Consider the following 16,499-nt stretch of genomic DNA (forward strand, 5'->3'; position numbering starts at 1 on the left):
ATAAATTTAGTGAACAAAAAGACAAAAAGCGAACCTAGCTGTATTTTTTATGATTTACATCAAACATTAATCTTATTTAATAAAGATATAAAAAAACCCAGCCTTGCAGCTGGGTTTTGTTGTTTTAACCTATTATTTAAACCTTACCGATACGCCTCTGGGCTTGGGCAAGAGCAAATTAGGTTACGGTCGCCGTAAACATCATCGATACGTGATACTGCTGGCCAAAACTTGTTTTCACTAACATAGCTAGCTGGAAACGCCGCATATTGACGCTCGTAAGCACGGTCCCACTCTGGGTCGAAAATGTCTTGCATAGAGTGCGGTGCAAACGCCAATGGGTTGTTATCCACTGTCCATTCACCGGCTACTACTTTGTCAATTTCGGCACGAATGGTGCTCATGGCTTCAATAAACTTATCCATTTCCGCTTTGCTTTCAGATTCAGTAGGCTCAATCATCAGCGTACCGGCAACGGGGAAGCTCATGGTCGGCGAGTGATAACCAAAGTCCATTAAGCGTTTAGCAATGTCCATTTCGGTAATGCCGCTGGCTTCTTTTAATGGACGAATGTCGATAATACACTCGTGCGCCACGCGATCGTTTGCGCCGCGGTATAATACCGGGAATAACGGATCAAGCTTATTCGCCATATAGTTAGCGTTTAAAATAGCGTATTCAGTCGCCTGTTTTAAACCCTCGCCGCCCATCATGGCAATATACATCCAGCTGATAGGTAAAATACCGGCACTACCATAAGGTGCAGCTGAAACAGCACCATTACTAGCGCCGGTACCGGCAATATTCACTACTGTGTGGTTAGGTAAAAATGGCGCTAAATGGCTTTTCACACCGATTGGTCCCATACCTGGGCCGCCACCGCCGTGTGGAATACAAAACGTTTTATGCAGGTTTAAGTGCGATACGTCTGAGCCGATGAAGCCAGGTGAAGTTAAGCCAACCTGCGCGTTCATGTTAGCACCGTCCATATACACTTGGCCGCCGTAACTGTGCACTATGTCACACAGCTCGCGAATGTTTTGTTCAAACACACCGTGCGTTGATGGATAGGTAACCATAATTGCTGCTAAGCGATCGCCAACTTCTGCGGCTTTGGCTTTTAAGTCAGCCATATCAATATTGCCGCGTTTATCGCAGTCAACCAATACCACTTCGTAGCTAGTCATAGACGCTGTAGCTGGGTTAGTACCGTGTGCAGACACCGGAATTAAACAGATATTACGATGACCTTCGCCACGGCTTTCATGGTATTTACGAATAGCTACCATACCAGCGTATTCACCCTGTGCGCCCGAGTTTGGCTGCATAGAGATATTGTCATAACCGGTAATATTAACTAACCAATCGCCCAGTTGGCTGATCATTTCGTCATAACCTTGGGCTTGGTCGCGCGGTACAAATGGGTGCAACGAGCCAAATTCAGGCCAAGTGATTGGGATCATCTCAGCGGTTGCGTTTAGCTTCATAGTGCACGAACCCAAAGATATCATTGAATGGTTTAATGATAAGTCTTTGTTTTCCAGCTTTTTGATATAACGCAGCATTTCAGTTTCACTGTGATACTGGTTAAATACTGGGTGGCCCAATACACTGCTGTTACGCACCAAATCGGCTGGAATAGACTTGCTGCCATCTTTAACAATAGCCGCATCTAACGCGTCTACGTTTAAACCGTGACCTGTGCCTAATACAATATCAAACAACTCAGCAATATCATTGCTGTTAGTGGTTTCGTTAAAGCTTACCGCTAAAGTATCGGCAACATCGGTACGCAAGTTAACACCAGCAGCTAAAGCACGCTTAATAACACCAGCGCGGTCGGTAACCTTAAAGGTAATAGTATCAAACCAATGCGCGTTAACAATTTCTATTGCTTTAGCTTTTAAGCCAGCAGCAAAAATATCGGTGCTACGGTGAATACGCTCAGCAATATTCTTCAGGCCTACTGGGCCATGATACACCGCATAAAACGACGCCATATTGGCTAACAATACTTGTGCCGTACAGATATTCGAGTTGGCTTTCTCGCGACGAATATGTTGCTCACGGGTTTGCATTGCCATACGCAGGGCCTGATTGCCGCGACGGTCTTTCGACACACCAATAATACGGCCTGGCATAGAGCGCTTATACGCATCACGGGTAGCAAAAAATGCCGCGTGTGGGCCGCCGTAAGCCATAGGTACGCCAAAACGCTGGGCAGAACCTAATACTACGTCGGCACCTAATTGACCAGGCGCTTTTAATAGCATTAATGCCATAGGATCTGTGGCTACCGCAACAATGGCTTTATTTGCCTGTAACTGGGCAATTAATGCGCTGTCGTTACGAATATCGCCATTAGTCGTTGGGTACTGAATTAATGCACCAAACACGTCATGCGCTGCCGCATCTGCGGCTTTACCTACGATGATGTCAAAGCCAAACATTTCGGCACGCGTTTTCACTACGTCGATAGTTTGCGGGTGTACATCATCGGCAATAAAGTACTGATTAGATTTGCTCTTAGTTACACGTTTAGCCAACGCCATCGCTTCTGCCGCAGCCGTTGCTTCGTCTAACAGTGACGCACTGGCTAATTCCATCGCGGTTAAATCCAGTGTTATTTGCTGGAAATTCAACAACGACTCTAACCGGCCTTGCGCAATTTCTGGTTGATATGGCGTATACGCAGTATACCAACCCGGGTTTTCTAACACATTACGCAGAATAACATTAGGCGTTAACGTCGGGTGATAACCCATGCCAATGTACGATTTGAACATTTTATTCTTGCTAGCAGCTTTTTTAATATGGGCCAGCGCGTTAGCTTCTGTCGTTGCTGGGCCAGTGGCCAGCGGCGTTTTCAAGCGAATGTCAGCTGGTAAGGTTTGCGCAATCAGTGCCTCTAGACTATCAACGCCTAGCTCACTTAACATTGCGGCCGTTTCGGCAGCATCTGGGCCAATATGGCGCTGAATAAATTCTTCGTGATTCGCAAGTTGCGACAGGGTTTTCACAGCGGAGTTGGTCATGCCTTGAATGTCCTGATAATGGTTCTAGAACGACTAAAATTAAACCCCGTGCAATACGGGGTTTAAACGAGGTGTATTTATTGGCTTACTCGTCAATAGAGTTTTTATAGCCGTCTGCATCTAACAACGCAGCAAGCTCAGCACTATCTGATGCTTTAATTTTAAAGAACCAGCCATCTTCGTATGGGCTGCTGTTTACTAATTCTGGTGCATCAGCTAAAGCTTCGTTAATTTCAACAATTTCACCCGATAAAGGAGCATAAATGTCTGATGCCGCTTTTACTGACTCAGCAACGGCACAATCGTTACCTTGAGTTACGCTATCGCCTACGCTTGGTAATTCAACAAATACCATGTCGCCTAACAAACCTTGCGCATGTTCACTGATACCAACAGCATAAACGCCGTTACCTTCGTCGCGCACCCACTCGTGGCTGCTGGCATACTTTAAATTATTAGGAATTGAGCTCATTATTTAACCCTCAGATAGTCATTTATTTAATATAGTTCGTTTAGATTACGCTTTTGCCCATACGGACAAAAGCTGGCTTAATGACCTTAACTGGGATCATTTTACCGCGAATATCAACTTCTGCCACATCAGCCGTATTAGCTGGAACACGGGCAATGGCAATGCTAAAGCCTAGCGTTGGCGAGAAAGTACCTGAGGTAATTTCGCCTTCGCCGCCTGCAACCACAACGCGTTGGCCGTGGCGCAATACGCCTTTTTGTTCCATTACTAAGCCAACTAGCTTAAAGGTGCCATCGGCTTTGTGTTGTTCAATGGCTTTACGGCCAATAAAATCACGATCTTCCGGTGCCCAAGCAATAGTCCAGCCCATATTGGCTGCCAGTGGCGATACCGTTTCATCCATATCTTGGCCGTATAAATTCATACCGGCTTCTAAGCGCAGCGTATCACGCGCACCTAAACCTGCAGGTGCAACACCTGCGTCAATTAATTTTTGCCAAAAATCTGCGGCTTGCTCATTTGGTAATACGATTTCATAGCCATCTTCACCAGTGTAACCGGTAGTAGCAATAAATAAATCACCTGCTTGCTGGCCAAAAAACGGCTTCATACCATCGATGGCCTTGCGCTGCTCTGCCGTTAGTAAGGTTGCAACTTTCGCTTTAGCATTAGGGCCTTGTACTGCAATGTTAGCAAACTCGGTACGCTCAGTTACCTTAACATCAAAGGCTTTAGCATGGGCATTGATATGCGCTAAGTCTTTATCACGGGTAGCTGAGTTTGCCACTACACGGAAGAAGTCTTCTTGCAGAAAATACACGATTAAGTCATCAATGATGCCGCCAGTTTCGTTTAGCATAGGGCTATAAAGCGCTTTACCTGGCACAGTTAATTTAGCCACATCGTTGGCTAATAAATAACGCAAGAACTCGCGCGTTCTAGCACCGTGTAAATCAATGATATTCATGTGAGAGACGTCAAACATACCCGCGTCACGGCGTACCGCGTGGTGTTCTTCGATTTGTGAACCGTAATTGATTGGCATGTCCCAACCAAAGAAGTCGACCATTTTGGCACCGGCTTCTAGGTGTTTGCCATGTAACGCAGTTTGCTTAGCCATTGTTATTTCCTGCTTATTGTAAGGCCGGTACGGCGCCAAAACGTAGCGCCGCAGCACAGTCTAACTTTATGTTATGCTGCCCTGGCGGATAAAAAGGCGTCTGGATTATAGCGCAAGGTTGCGCCGGTCAACAGCCCCTAATTAATTAGTTTTTGTAATGCGACAACTACTATTACAAAAAAAACTAACTCAGGCATGGTGGCTGGTTTTGCTTTGCTCGCAGGCCAATTTAGGTAAGTCGCCACTATTACCAAGGGCTGCAGCAATGATCTTAGCTTTAAGCCACGGCCATTGATTTACGCCACTCATACCAACAGCTCGAACCAGCTTAAGTAACGGCTGTGAATTGCTGAAACCGCGTTTGAAAACTTCCATACTAGCAATTAAAGTTTGGGCTTCCGCTTTACGCCAACGCTCATAGCGCCGTAATAACCGGTTGTCGGTAAAGTCTTTGTTTTGTTCAACAGCCTCATTTATTAGTTCTGCTAATGCAGTTACATCCATTAAACCCAGGTTCATACCCTGACCAGCAAGCGGATGTACGCTGTGTGCCGCATCGGCTACCAATACTACTCGACCACGCAACCAGGTGCTGGCGTAGCGCATTTTCAAGTCAAATGCCGTTGGTTGGTTTTCTAAACTTAGCACGCCCAGTACTGCATTACTTGCCGCCGTGAGTGCTTGATTAAAGCCCTGTGCGTCCAGCGCTAATAGCTCTGCCGCGCGTTGTGGATTACAGCTCCAAACAATAGAGCACTGCTTAGTATTAGGCAGAGGTAATAGCGCCAGCGGGCCAGTAGGTAAAAATACCTGCCGAGCAATGGCCTGATGTGGCAGCTCGGTATTAATAGTGGCAACTATGGCTTGCTGATCATAATCCCAGTGCGTAACGGGCAGTTGCATAGCTTTACGCACCATAGAGTTAACACCATCAGCACCGACTAATAAACGGCTAAGTAATAACTGCTGCTGATTAATATTTACTAATACATCGCGCTCGCTTTGCACCACACTATTAATAGTGCAGTTAAATTCGCAGCGCACATTAGTAAATTGTTTAAGCTGCTGATATAACGCTAAGCGAATATTTTCGTTATCGCAAATCCAGCCTAAACTTTCGACGCGCTCGGTTAGCGCATCAAATTCAATGCGGGCGAAGCTGTCGGCATCCCACACCTGCATTTTGTCGTAGGCCTGTGCTGTTGCGGCAATAGCTGGCCAAGCGCCAACATGGGCAAGCACTCGCTGCGAGGCCAAATTAAGCGCACTAACGCGATGTTGCTCACCTTTGCGCCCTGCTGGTTCGCTGCCCTGCTCTAACACTGCTAGTGATAAACCTAACGGCGCTAATAGCAGCGCTAGCGTTAAACCCGCACTACCAGCACCAACAATAGTAATATCGACGTTTTGCATTTTAGCTCCGCAGCCCCATAGCTTGTTCAGCTAATGGGCGTTTTAATTCATCGCATAAGGTCATGGCAAGTAGACCTGCATTTCTGGCGAGCGCCACGGTGCGCGAACGATTTGAAAACAGCCGCACTAAGGCATCAGTGGCGGTAGTTACCCGTTCAATATCGTGCTGACGCGCTTGCTGATAAGCCCGCAACATGGTGTAACCACCAATATCATCTGGTTTAGCGGTAACTTGCTGAACTAACTCGGCGATGTCTCTAAGTGCAAGATTAAAGCCTTGTCCGGCAATGGGGTGTAAATTGTGCAAACTGTTACCTAACAACGCAACGCGATGACGCACTATATCGCCACTTACGCGCAAGCTAAGCGGGTAACTAGCGCGCGCGCCACTCGCTTTAAAAATACCGGCACGATAACCAAAGGCTTGCTGCACGCTGTGTAAAAAAGCGTCATCGTCAAGTTGCATTAAGCTGCTGGCCATTTCGGCAGTAGTGGTAAACACCAATGAAAATCGTTGTTTAGACAAGGGTAACAAGGCAATGGGGCCGTGCTCGGTAAAACGTTCAAACGCACTATGTTGATGACTCTGATTAAGTGCTAAGTTAGTAATAACCGCATGTTGCTGATAGTGGCGTTCAGTTACACTAAAGCCGGCCAATGTTCGGCTTGGTGATGCCCCACCTTCAGCAATAAGCAATAAGCTAGTCTGTAAGATCACGCCACTATTTAAGGTTAACTGTTGATGTTGCTCAGTAGGCGTTATCTGGCTTATGGTATTGGGCGCAAAGCGTTTAAGTTGCTTACAGTTCGCCAGTTTTTGGCTGAGTAACGCACCTAAATAGTCTACTTCAAGCACATAACCTAATGCATGCTGCTGATATTCGGCAGCGGTTAGCTGGGTTTTGCCAAAATGGCCGCGATCAGACACGTAAATCTGTTTAATGGCACAGGCATTAGTAGTCAGCTCAGGCCATAACCCCCACTGCTGCAACATATTTACACTACCTGCGGCAAGAGCAATACTGCGGCTATCGAAACTGGCAGGGCTTATGTGCTCGGCTTGCTGCTCAATAATCGCCAGCTTTAACCTCGGCTGCGCGTGCAGTAACGCCCAAGCTAAGGTACTGCCGGCCATACCACCGCCGCTAATAACAATATCAAAATGCTCAGACTCAAACTGTTTACCACCCCATTCGGAGGGTTCAAACTGCTCATGAGCAAAGGGTTCTGGGCTAGGTTTACTCATTTAATGCAGTGTCTTATTGCTAGCGGTTTGGTGGCCAAACTTTTGCCCAACCTCGGTATAACAGGCCAAAACCATAATCCGAATATGCTCTAACACCAGAAAATAGGCCTCATCATTTTCTTCAACGCTACCATCATCGGTAGTATGAATATCAATACGGGTTACTTCGCTTAACTGATCAAGCGCTTCGCGAACATCGTCAGACACCAGTGACAAGTCCGTTTGCTGTACGGCAAAACCAACCAGAAATGCCTGCGTCCATTCAACCATGGCGTCTAAGCGCTCAGGCAAGCTATCGTCATCACTGGGTAATAACAGGCTGAAGCTAAAGTCATTTTGTGCTAATTCTTTGGCGGTACTTTCAATTAAGCTAATCACATGCTGTTTTATATCTTGGCTTAGCGCTTGGCCGTCATGCAAAAAGTCGCTTAACACTGGCAGTATTTGCTGTGGGCTAGCCTCAACGCCAGCGCTAAGTAAGCCGGCAATAATACCGTGTACTTCAGCGGCCGACGCCATCACATAAGATTGATCTAGCTTGTACATCCACTCATCGTATGTCAGTAAAAATGGGCTATTCATATCAGTATTCATGCTTGTATTAACTGCTGTTATGCTACCACCACAGAGAAAAAGCGCCAACCTTCACGCTAGAGTTTTCATTACCAGCATAAAACCTAAACAAAAGTTGCTGTAAAACCATGCAACTAGCAATAATAATAGCAAAACTGCGATGAATGGCCTTATACAGCTAGAAATGCAGTGTTATACTCAAGCCAGTTCTCTGAATTGTTAGTGATCAGGTGAATGTCCCTGAGCCGATAATTTTTTTCACCCAGGGATTTTTTTGTGTTACCAGTGTGCAAGCCCAGCTAGTACTGGGAAGCCTGAGGTAGCCATCTGACTCCCGCCTTGAACCTAGGGTTCAAGGGCTGACATCAGACACGGCAATTTGGAGAACCCTTTTATTTTTTGCCCATTCAGGCATACTCGATAGTATTCGTTATTAAGCCCTTATTACTATCGTGTCTACTCGCATAACCTTACGCCAACAGCTTAGACAACTGATCCGTCAACGACGAAAGCAACTTTCAGTGTTAGAGCAAGCAAGCGCCGCCGCAGATTTAGCAGCACAACTTACACAGAGTACACTTATTCAGCAAAGTCAGCATATTGCGCTGTATTTAGCTAATGATGGCGAACTAGACCCCTTTGTGTTAATTCAAGCCTTATGGCAGCTTAATAAGCAGGTTTACTTACCGGTGTTGCACCCCGTTGTTGCTGGCTACTTGTTATTTGTAAAATACGACCGCGACACACTGCTTTATCCTAACCGTTTTGGCATTCCAGAGCCGCTAGTACAGTGCCATCACATTATGCCGGTACAACTGCTCGATATTATATTTACGCCGTTGGTGGCGTTTGACGCGGCCGGTAATCGATTAGGTATGGGTGGTGGGTTTTATGACCGTACACTTTCGCAACTGCCGGCTAACACGCAGTGTAAAGTAATAGGTTTAGCGCATAACTGTCAGCAAGTAGATAGCGTGCCTACCGAAGCCTGGGATATTCCGTTAACGCAAATTATAACGCCGTCCAAACATTGGAAATTTAGCTAACCACTATTGTCTTGTGTATCATTTCGGCCACAACACCCGCTCTGGCTCGTCACAGCAACTCGCCCTTCTGCCGTTGGCAGGGCTCAGACACTCTGTGACGCCCAGATCGTGTTTCTGGCCTTCATTAAATGCCTGCGATATCCATTGAATTAAAACCGCAGAAAATTGTTTTCATGTTTATTCTACTTTTACCCTTTTGTCGGCAAGCCCTTTCGATATAATATCCATCTGTATGGCTAAATACTAAGCACTACCCGCACACTTTAAAGAGACTGCAATGACACAAGATGAGATGAAAAAAAACGCCGCTTGGGCCGCATTAGAGTTTATTCCGCGCAACACTATCGTTGGTGTTGGCACCGGCTCTACGGTTAATCACTTTATTGATGCCTTAGCCAGTATTAAACAGGATATTAAAGGTGCGGTATCAAGCTCAGTGCAGTCTACCGAAAAACTTATCGCGCTAGGCATTGAAGTACTTGATTTAAACGATATTGCCAGCTTTAGCGTATACGTTGATGGTGCCGATGAAATTAACCGGCAAAAACAGATGATCAAAGGTGGTGGTGCCGCCCTTACCCGAGAGAAAATTGTCGCCGCCGTTGCTGATAGCTTTATATGTATTGTCGATTCAAGCAAGCAAGTTGAGGTACTCGGTAAATTCCCGCTACCGGTAGAAGTTATTCCTATGGCTAGCGCCTATGTTAGTCGTGAGCTAATAAAGCTCGGCGGCCGTCCAGTGCTGCGCGCGGGTGTCACTACCGATAACGGTAACGTTATTCTTGATGTACACGATTTAACAATTAGCCAACCACTACAACTTGAACAGCACATTAATAGTATTGTTGGCGTCGTAACCAATGGCATCTTTGCCCAGCGCGCCGCAGATATCGTGTTAGTTGGCAGTGCTAACGGCACACAAGTTATACGGTAGCGTTACGTATTTAATTTTAACGTATTAAAGAGACCTAACATGAGCAAGTTTTCGCTAACCAAAGATAAAATTAAAATACTGTTGTTGGAAGGTTTACACCAAAGCGCGGTGCAAAGCTTTAAAAGCCAAGGCTATAGCAATATTGAGTATTTGAAAACCTCGTTACCAGAAGCTGAATTAATAGAGCGAATTAAAGATGCACATTTTATTGGTATTCGCTCTGGCACCCAATTAAATGAGCGCGTACTTGATGCAGCCCAAAAACTCGTTGCCATTGGTTGTTTTTGCATAGGCACTAATCAGGTTGATCTAACCGCCGCATTAAAGCGCGCTATTCCGGTATTTAATGCCCCGTTTTCAAATACACGCTCGGTCGCCGAGCTTGTGCTTGGCCAAATTATTATGTTACTGCGCGGCATTCCGCAGCGTAATGCTGCTGCGCATCGCGGCCAATGGCAGAAAACAGCCACCAACTCGTTTGAAGCTCGCGGTAAAACCTTGGGTATTATTGGTTATGGCCACATTGGTACGCAGCTCAGTATCATGGCGGAAAATATCGGCATGCGGGTGCAGTTTTACGATATTGAAGACAAGTTAGTTTTAGGTAATGCTACCCAAGTTGATTTTGGCACCCTACTTAAAACCTCTGATGTCATTAGCCTGCATGTGCCAGAAACGGCTCAAACCAAAAATATGATTGGCGAGGCTGAGCTAGAACTGATGAAAGCCGGCTGCGTACTCATTAACGCCTCACGTGGCACTGTTGTGGATATTAACGCACTAACCGATGCCCTGCGTAAGGCTAAGCTAGCCGGTGCAGCAATTGACGTATTTCCAATAGAGCCTAAGGGTAACGATGATGAATTTATCTCGCCACTGCGTGAGTTTGATAACGTTATCCTAACCCCGCACATTGGTGGCTCTACCCAAGAAGCGCAAGAAAACATTGGCTTTGAAGTCGCCGGTAAATTAGTGAAGTACAGCGATAACGGTTCTACCTTGTCAGCGGTTAACTTTCCTGAAGTATCTTTACCTGAGCATAAAGGCCGCTCTCGCCTGCTGCATATTCATATTAACCAGCCCGGCGTGCTAACTAAAATTAACGAAGCCTTTGCCAAACACAATATCAATATTGCTGGCCAGTATTTACAAACCAATGCAGAAATCGGCTATGTAGTAATAGATATTGATTCAGACGACGTAGAGCAAGCAGTTAACGAATTAAAAGCCATACCCGGCACGCTACGCGCCCGAGTATTACATTAAATAGCGCATTAAAATAAAAAACCTGCTTTATGCAGGTTTTTTTGATCTTACAATTAACGCGATATGGTAAATGAACTGATATGTTCTAAGCCGACCGTTGAAGCCCTGGACGGGCGGAAACGAGCCCCCATGGATGGGTTTACGGCGTGTCAACGTGAGCATGTCAGTTCAACCAACTCAGTTAACTTAAATTAAATTAATCTTCCTGCATTTCACTGATTAGCGTGTCGGCTAGCTCTTCTGGTAACACCACTACACCTGGGCCATCAGTGTCTGGTAACACGGCAATCGCCAGTTCATCACCATTTAAACCAGAGGTCCACTTTTCTAACCAGGTTTCAACATCTACTGCTTGCGCAGTGCAATGTGACCATTCACCTTCAATCCACTGCTCAGCTAGCTCCGCATGCGGCCATACCGGTACACAACGCTCGTCTTCTGCACTAACTAACACAAAGCCTTCGTCATCAGTTAAAATCCAGATCTGCTGCAAATCGACTACTGCTTGAATAAAATAAGCATAACGCTGCTCCGCATCTAATGCGGTAATGCGGCTTAGTTCTTCAGTAGTTAATTGGTATTCCATAAATTGTTCCTGTGTTTAAATCAATAATTGCGCTAATGATGACGGATTTAACCGGTTTTTACCAATAATTATTCCGTAACCAAACCATACTAGGCCAAACAAACTTGCCACATAATTCGCAACCATATTGCCCATAACACCGCACAACCAAGCAAAAACACATTAAAGCGTAGTCTCACATTGTTAGTGCCTATATGGATAAAGGTGTGTAGCACCCGCAAAAAGACAAACGCAGCACCTAATGCAACATAAGCCGTATCCGCCAGCCCCAGCTGCAAGGTAAACAATACACTAAACAGATACAGCATCGGCATTTGAAACTGATTATCAAAATTACGGCTAGTCGCAATAACTTGCTCGTTTGCACCGGTTAAATTCATCGTTTTAAATGCGGCTATGCTAATTTCTTTATTTTTTGCTGCGCGGATCCTGCGCCGTCCCATCAGTATCATTACAACGCTGGTTAGCAGTACCTGCACAAATACCGGCAACAATATTAGTTTTTCCATTATTTACTCCTCTAAAAGCTGGCCTGAGCTTAATGTAGTATTGCTAAAGACGCTAGCGCGTTTCAGTAATTGCGCCGCACTTTTATATTTTTATTGCCAATGTTGCTATACTGCGGCGTCTTTTATTAGGTGATGCTATGGCACAATTATATTTTTATTATTCAGCGATGAATGCGGGTAAATCTACCTCACTATTACAAAGCGCCTACAACTATCAAGAAAAAGGCATGACCGTTGCTATTTATACCGCGGCGTTAGATAACCGCTATGGCCTAGGTAAAGTAAGCTCGCGTATTGGCCTAACGATGGACGCCTACATATTTGACCCACACTTTGATTTCGTAGCCCACATTCAGCAATTAAAAACGCAAGGTGCATTAGATTGTGTGCTACTTGATGAAGCGCAGTTCTTATCTAAAACTCAGGTGCGCCAACTTACTACCGTTGTTGATAAGTTAAACATTCCCGTATTAGCCTTTGGCTTACGTACTGATTTTTTAGGCGAAACCTTTGCCGGTAGTGCAGCGTTACTGGCGTGGGCCGACAAACTTATTGAGCTTAAAACCATTTGTCACTGTGGCCGCAAAGCCAACTTTGTGGTGCGGTTAGATGAACACGGCAACGCCGCCACTCAAGGCTCGCAAGTGCAAATTGGCGGTAACGAAAGCTATGTTTCAATGTGCCGCGAGCACTTTAAAGCCTTAGTGTGGCAAGATTGCTAATTTAGTTAATCATAAAACGGTGACGTTTGCTCGGTAGCATTGATCAGCGTATTCGGTCGATTAAGTGGTTGACCACCGTCACGGCTAATTGGGATCCACGGCAATTTACCTCGGCCTTTAGACGGGCGTAGCGAGAATAAATCAAAGGGTATTGACACATAAAAGCCTTTGCTAAAACTGCCCTCACCATATTGCTCAGACGACACATCGGTAATAGCAGCATAAGCGCCAACAATAATACCGCTATCAAAACGCTTAGCAAAATCGATATTAACGCCTTTATCTTTAGCTAAAAACTGACCGATGTTAAACGTCAACTGAGTGTCCGGTAAAAACTCTGGCTGCCAGTACACATTAATATGTCCCGTAAAGGTTTTGTAATCAAAGAAATCAAAATTATTCTCGTACGAGCGTTGCTGTACGTAGTTAACGTCAAAACCAATAGCAAAACGTGAATCAACCGGCCGGTATAACATCTCGCCGCCAACACCGCCAAACATGGTTTCTAAATAACCGCCGTAGGCTTGAGCATAAATGTTCGGGGCTATTTTGTCTTGCCATTGCAAGTATAGGTTTTCCATGCTGATGGTACTGCCAGTTACATACTCCCGCACGTAAGTTCTTACGCGGGGCAAGCTAACCGTTTCTGCGTCAACCTTGTAATTAAACTTATCGAAGTTTTCTAGCAAGGTTACTTTGGCCGTACCATTTAACATCAGGCTACGGTTTAACCTATAGCCGGCGTTAGCAAAAACACCACCTTGATACATATAAAACGCTTCTGGGTTGCCAAAGGTTTGGATCCAAAAGGTTTCAACCCCAGTAAAAAAGCCTGAGTTAGATGGGTAACTAATATGCGCTACGGTATCTGGCTGCACTTGCTGGCGCACATAAGTTGAGGTTATATCGGGTTGCAACACATCATAACGTGCCGCCGCTGTAAAATCTTTAGCGTCAATTACCGTTTCTACTAGTGGTAAATTACCGGCATAATTAACCACGCGATAACGGCTAATATGTGCAGGCACCTCGTTAACCATAATACGGCCAATACGCTCAATGGCTTCTTTGTTATCGCGATATGACACTTGTTCGCCGTAAATAACAAATTCATCATCACTCATATACGAGGCTTGCAATACAAAACCGGCTTCGTACAGCAAGGCCGTAGCTAGTGCACTGCGATCGGTGATCTCGGTACGGTTTAGCACTTGGGGTATCACGCGCGGCGCCGGTTTTATTTTAACCTGAGTGGCGTTATGCAAATTCATTGCATAGTGGACACCAAAACCAAAGGTATTACCGCGTTGATAATTAACGTCAAAATTAAAATCTCCCCAGCGGTATACCGCACCAAAATTCCAATTTGAATCTTGTACTAAAGCCCCAGCAAAATCGTTCTGATAATTATTGCCTTCGTACTCTAGTTTTAAGCGCAGCGGTTGCCAAGGTGTTTGGTATTCAATACCACCAAACAGCGATGCTGGGCCTTTAAAAAACTTGTCATAATCTATTTTGCCGCCTCGACCGCCATAGCCTTGTGGCCGCTGACAAAAGCTGTCTTTTAGCTCGCAAAACGGATTACTGGTATTTGCACTGGTGCCTAAATAACCCCAGCCAATACCCAAATGAAAATCAAAATTATGCCACTTTTTACTTACACTAATAAATTCGCTTTCAAATAAGCCGGTGCCACCAAAATCGCGAACACCCACCGACACTTGTGGTAAATACATGCCCTCTTGTAACAGGCGAAATTTTACATCAATACCTTTATCTTTATAGGTTTGCGTGCCACTAAAGCCAGGATCATCACTATACAATTGGTTACGCACATCGGTGTAGCGTACGGTAGACTCCATCCAGTCAAACAACTGAATACTTACCGACCATAATCTGTATTCTTGGTTATCGGTATAGTTAATAGATAAGTCACCCGCAGGTGCCATACGGGCAGTGGGTGTTTGAATTAAGCCAACACCACCATGCGCCATTTGCGACACGCCAGCGTCTTGCTGCTGCCAACTACTTGCATTGGCAGCATGCAATGAGGCTGATAGCAAAGCTAGCGTTAATAAAGATAACGTAAAAGAAGTACGAACAACCATCATGGCAAAATCCTATACACAGCAAGTTGCTGTAGCAACGTGTTTAGCTGAGTAATATTACTATCAGCAGTAAGCCTATCTAACAATGGCGGCGCAAATAACACCAATAACTGAGCGCCAGGCATGGCTTCTATTTGTTCAAGGTTCCAATAACTTACTCCGGCTATTTGCACTTGTCCGTTGGTTTGCACCACAGCTAGCTGGCTGCTATCTGCACCGTTAAGCAGTTTAGCACTGGCAAGGTATTCTTTTACTGGCGCACCCGCTTTATGAGGCACAGCGCCAAACTGGGCAATACCCCCCGTTAAATACACCTGCTCAGGTCGTAATTTTAGCTGCAGTAAATACTCGCCATCATCTAAACGCGGGTTTAACTCTGGTTTTACGCGTGCAGCGTCGTAATCTATGGCTAAAACAACACGCTCAGCTAGCTGCCAACTTAACAGTTCAGTACCTAAACTCGCATAGGTTTCGCGTAAACCCAAATCAGAGGTTTGCTGACCAAGCGTATTTAATAATTGCAAAACTCGCTGGCGCAGCTGTTCAGGTTTGTTGCTATCGGTACGATACAGCGTAGCTGCGGGCCAATACCAAGGTTGCTGCAACGCATAAGGCTGTAACACCTCACTAATACGCGGGTTAGTATCATAATGGCGTGTATCAGTATTTACGGTTACCGTAACGGCCGCATTGGCGTTAATTACAAATATTAACGCTAATAATAAAAGGCTTACTTTACTCATGGGTTATCGCCTTATCTGCTGGCAGTAAACGCGCAATACGGCTGATATAAATCATTTCAATGGGCTCTGCAAAAGGGGCCAGTGTTTGTATGCTTTTTATTAACGTGCCACTGGCTGTGTCGAACCAAAAGTAATTTTTCCAGTTGCGGTCTGTACGCAAAAAATTAGCATCGCTAGCGTAATATACATCTTCGGTCACTAATATCGTGTCAAAACTGTGTTGAAAAAACGGCAAAGCGTGCTGCTCTTGGCGCACAAATGTCGACTGCAGTGCATAGCCATATTCGCCATGTTGCCAATCGGCAATGCGGTGCCAACTGCTGTTAGGTGTAATAGCTGCAACATTGCGTATGGCATCTGCGCCAGTATTACTAAGGTAAAGTAAATTATCACTAAAGCCGGTAGTTCGCACAATACGGCCCTGCTCTATTATTAACAATGCCTTATCACCCGACACCCATTTATGTTGGCCTGCTTCAACATGCAGCAATGCCATAGCCGCTTGGCTGCGTTCACCGTGTTTTACGTACAGTAAGTCTGATTTCGCCGCCTGCACGTCCGCTAACGTTAAGCTAATGTCACTCGGTTTTGCCAACGCCAGTTTTAAGGTATCAATATACGCGTTATAAGTGCCGGCGCAGGCACTTAGCATAAATATTGCTACAACAACTACAACACGTCGAATTAAGGTCATGAAAGCTTGCCTGTTAAGTCAATTTCAGCTGC

The 16,499-nt window shown here is 45.3% G+C and carries 15 protein-coding genes and 1 other RNA gene; 5 read left to right on the plus strand and 11 right to left on the minus strand.

The genetic code is table 11. The features are described 5' to 3' along the window. Window positions 1–143 precede the first annotated feature (143 nt). The 6 genes from gcvP to MN199_RS08015 form a co-directional block, all read right to left on the minus strand. The gene (gcvP, locus tag MN199_RS07990; protein WP_132584147.1) at window positions 144–3,035 is read right to left on the minus strand and encodes an aminomethyl-transferring glycine dehydrogenase; all 2,892 of its coding nucleotides are present in this window, start codon (window positions 3,033–3,035) and stop codon (window positions 144–146) included. Between the two features lie 85 nt (window positions 3,036–3,120). Then, window positions 3,121–3,507, minus strand: coding sequence for a glycine cleavage system protein GcvH (gene gcvH / locus MN199_RS07995; protein WP_335739014.1), 387 nt, complete (start codon window positions 3,505–3,507; stop codon window positions 3,121–3,123). A gap of 40 nt (window positions 3,508–3,547) precedes the next feature. Beyond that, entirely contained in the window at window positions 3,548–4,627 is a 1,080-nt protein-coding gene (gene gcvT / locus MN199_RS08000; protein WP_335739015.1) for a glycine cleavage system aminomethyltransferase GcvT, read from the minus strand. 189 nt (window positions 4,628–4,816) lie between these two features. After that, window positions 4,817–6,040 (minus strand): FAD-dependent monooxygenase, encoded by a 1,224-nt coding sequence (locus MN199_RS08005; protein WP_335739016.1) that lies wholly within the window; start codon window positions 6,038–6,040, stop codon window positions 4,817–4,819. 1 nt (window position 6,041) lies between these two features. Continuing rightward, window positions 6,042–7,286: a 2-octaprenyl-6-methoxyphenyl hydroxylase gene (gene ubiH, locus MN199_RS08010; protein ID WP_335739017.1), complete on the minus strand. Its 1,245-nt coding sequence runs from the start codon at window positions 7,284–7,286 to the stop codon at window positions 6,042–6,044. Continuing rightward, window positions 7,287–7,880, minus strand: coding sequence for a UPF0149 family protein (locus tag MN199_RS08015; protein ID WP_335739018.1), 594 nt, complete (start codon window positions 7,878–7,880; stop codon window positions 7,287–7,289). Between the two features lie 184 nt (window positions 7,881–8,064). On the opposite strand from MN199_RS08015, the gene ssrS reads away from it, so the two are divergent. The 4 genes from ssrS (at window position 8,065) to serA (ending at window position 11,105) form a co-directional block, all read left to right on the plus strand. Next, window positions 8,065–8,249, plus strand: a non-coding RNA gene (gene ssrS / locus MN199_RS08020) — 6S RNA. Between the two features lie 62 nt (window positions 8,250–8,311). Beyond that, the gene (locus MN199_RS08025) at window positions 8,312–8,905 is read left to right on the plus strand and encodes a 5-formyltetrahydrofolate cyclo-ligase (protein WP_335739019.1); all 594 of its coding nucleotides are present in this window, start codon (window positions 8,312–8,314) and stop codon (window positions 8,903–8,905) included. Window positions 8,906–9,182: 277 nt separating this feature from the next. Next, window positions 9,183–9,839 carry a ribose-5-phosphate isomerase RpiA gene (gene rpiA / locus MN199_RS08030; protein ID WP_335739020.1) on the plus strand — a complete coding sequence of 219 codons (657 nt, stop codon included), beginning with the start codon at window positions 9,183–9,185 and terminating at the stop codon, window positions 9,837–9,839. Window positions 9,840–9,878: 39 nt separating this feature from the next. Further along, window positions 9,879–11,105 carry a phosphoglycerate dehydrogenase gene (serA, locus tag MN199_RS08035; protein WP_335739021.1) on the plus strand — a complete coding sequence of 409 codons (1,227 nt, stop codon included), beginning with the start codon at window positions 9,879–9,881 and terminating at the stop codon, window positions 11,103–11,105. Window positions 11,106–11,301: 196 nt separating this feature from the next. On the opposite strand, the gene MN199_RS08040 is transcribed toward serA, so the two are convergent. Then, window positions 11,302–11,691 (minus strand): DUF2750 domain-containing protein, encoded by a 390-nt coding sequence (locus MN199_RS08040; protein WP_335739022.1) that lies wholly within the window; start codon window positions 11,689–11,691, stop codon window positions 11,302–11,304. Between the two features lie 89 nt (window positions 11,692–11,780). Next, on the minus strand, window positions 11,781–12,200 hold the full coding sequence (locus MN199_RS08045) for an MAPEG family protein (RefSeq protein ID WP_335739023.1): 420 nt from the start codon (window positions 12,198–12,200) through the stop codon (window positions 11,781–11,783). Between the two features lie 137 nt (window positions 12,201–12,337). On the opposite strand from MN199_RS08045, the gene MN199_RS08050 reads away from it, so the two are divergent. Then, window positions 12,338–12,922 carry a thymidine kinase gene (locus MN199_RS08050; RefSeq protein ID WP_335739024.1) on the plus strand — a complete coding sequence of 195 codons (585 nt, stop codon included), beginning with the start codon at window positions 12,338–12,340 and terminating at the stop codon, window positions 12,920–12,922. A gap of 5 nt (window positions 12,923–12,927) precedes the next feature. On the opposite strand, the gene MN199_RS08055 is transcribed toward MN199_RS08050, so the two are convergent. The 3 genes from MN199_RS08055 to MN199_RS08065 are packed head-to-tail and all read right to left on the minus strand — an operon-like array spanning window position 12,928 to window position 16,467. Beyond that, window positions 12,928–15,033 (minus strand): YjbH domain-containing protein, encoded by a 2,106-nt coding sequence (locus MN199_RS08055; RefSeq protein ID WP_335739025.1) that lies wholly within the window; start codon window positions 15,031–15,033, stop codon window positions 12,928–12,930. Further along, window positions 15,030–15,773: a capsule biosynthesis GfcC family protein gene (locus MN199_RS08060; RefSeq protein WP_335739026.1), complete on the minus strand. Its 744-nt coding sequence runs from the start codon at window positions 15,771–15,773 to the stop codon at window positions 15,030–15,032. The genes MN199_RS08055 and MN199_RS08060 overlap by 4 nt, the downstream gene beginning before the upstream one ends. Further along, window positions 15,766–16,467 carry a YjbF family lipoprotein gene (locus tag MN199_RS08065; RefSeq protein ID WP_335739027.1) on the minus strand — a complete coding sequence of 234 codons (702 nt, stop codon included), beginning with the start codon at window positions 16,465–16,467 and terminating at the stop codon, window positions 15,766–15,768. Before MN199_RS08065 ends, MN199_RS08060 begins: the two co-directional genes overlap by 8 nt. Window positions 16,468–16,499: the final 32 nt, after the last annotated feature.

This window comes from Rheinheimera metallidurans, assembly GCF_036983985.1.
In the GTDB taxonomy this organism is placed as follows: domain Bacteria; phylum Pseudomonadota; class Gammaproteobacteria; order Enterobacterales; family Alteromonadaceae; genus Alishewanella; species Alishewanella metallidurans.

Excerpts from the sequence above, each read along its gene's own strand:
- gcvP (WP_132584147.1), bottom strand. The coding sequence starts at position 3,035 with ATGACCAACTCCGCTGTGAAAACCCTGTCGCAACTTGCGAATCACGAA.
- gcvH (WP_335739014.1), bottom strand. The coding sequence starts at position 3,507 with ATGAGCTCAATTCCTAATAATTTAAAGTATGCCAGCAGCCACGAGTGG.
- gcvT (WP_335739015.1), bottom strand. The coding sequence starts at position 4,627 with ATGGCTAAGCAAACTGCGTTACATGGCAAACACCTAGAAGCCGGTGCC.
- MN199_RS08005 (WP_335739016.1), bottom strand. The coding sequence starts at position 6,040 with ATGCAAAACGTCGATATTACTATTGTTGGTGCTGGTAGTGCGGGTTTA.
- ubiH (WP_335739017.1), bottom strand. The coding sequence starts at position 7,286 with ATGAGTAAACCTAGCCCAGAACCCTTTGCTCATGAGCAGTTTGAACCC.
- MN199_RS08015 (WP_335739018.1), bottom strand. The coding sequence starts at position 7,880 with ATGAATACTGATATGAATAGCCCATTTTTACTGACATACGATGAGTGG.
- rpiA (WP_335739020.1), top strand. The coding sequence starts at position 9,183 with ATGACACAAGATGAGATGAAAAAAAACGCCGCTTGGGCCGCATTAGAG.
- serA (WP_335739021.1), top strand. The coding sequence starts at position 9,879 with ATGAGCAAGTTTTCGCTAACCAAAGATAAAATTAAAATACTGTTGTTG.
- MN199_RS08040 (WP_335739022.1), bottom strand. The coding sequence starts at position 11,691 with ATGGAATACCAATTAACTACTGAAGAACTAAGCCGCATTACCGCATTA.
- MN199_RS08045 (WP_335739023.1), bottom strand. The coding sequence starts at position 12,200 with ATGGAAAAACTAATATTGTTGCCGGTATTTGTGCAGGTACTGCTAACC.
- MN199_RS08050 (WP_335739024.1), top strand. The coding sequence starts at position 12,338 with ATGGCACAATTATATTTTTATTATTCAGCGATGAATGCGGGTAAATCT.
- MN199_RS08055 (WP_335739025.1), bottom strand. The coding sequence starts at position 15,033 with ATGATGGTTGTTCGTACTTCTTTTACGTTATCTTTATTAACGCTAGCT.
- MN199_RS08060 (WP_335739026.1), bottom strand. The coding sequence starts at position 15,773 with ATGAGTAAAGTAAGCCTTTTATTATTAGCGTTAATATTTGTAATTAAC.
- MN199_RS08065 (WP_335739027.1), bottom strand. The coding sequence starts at position 16,467 with ATGACCTTAATTCGACGTGTTGTAGTTGTTGTAGCAATATTTATGCTA.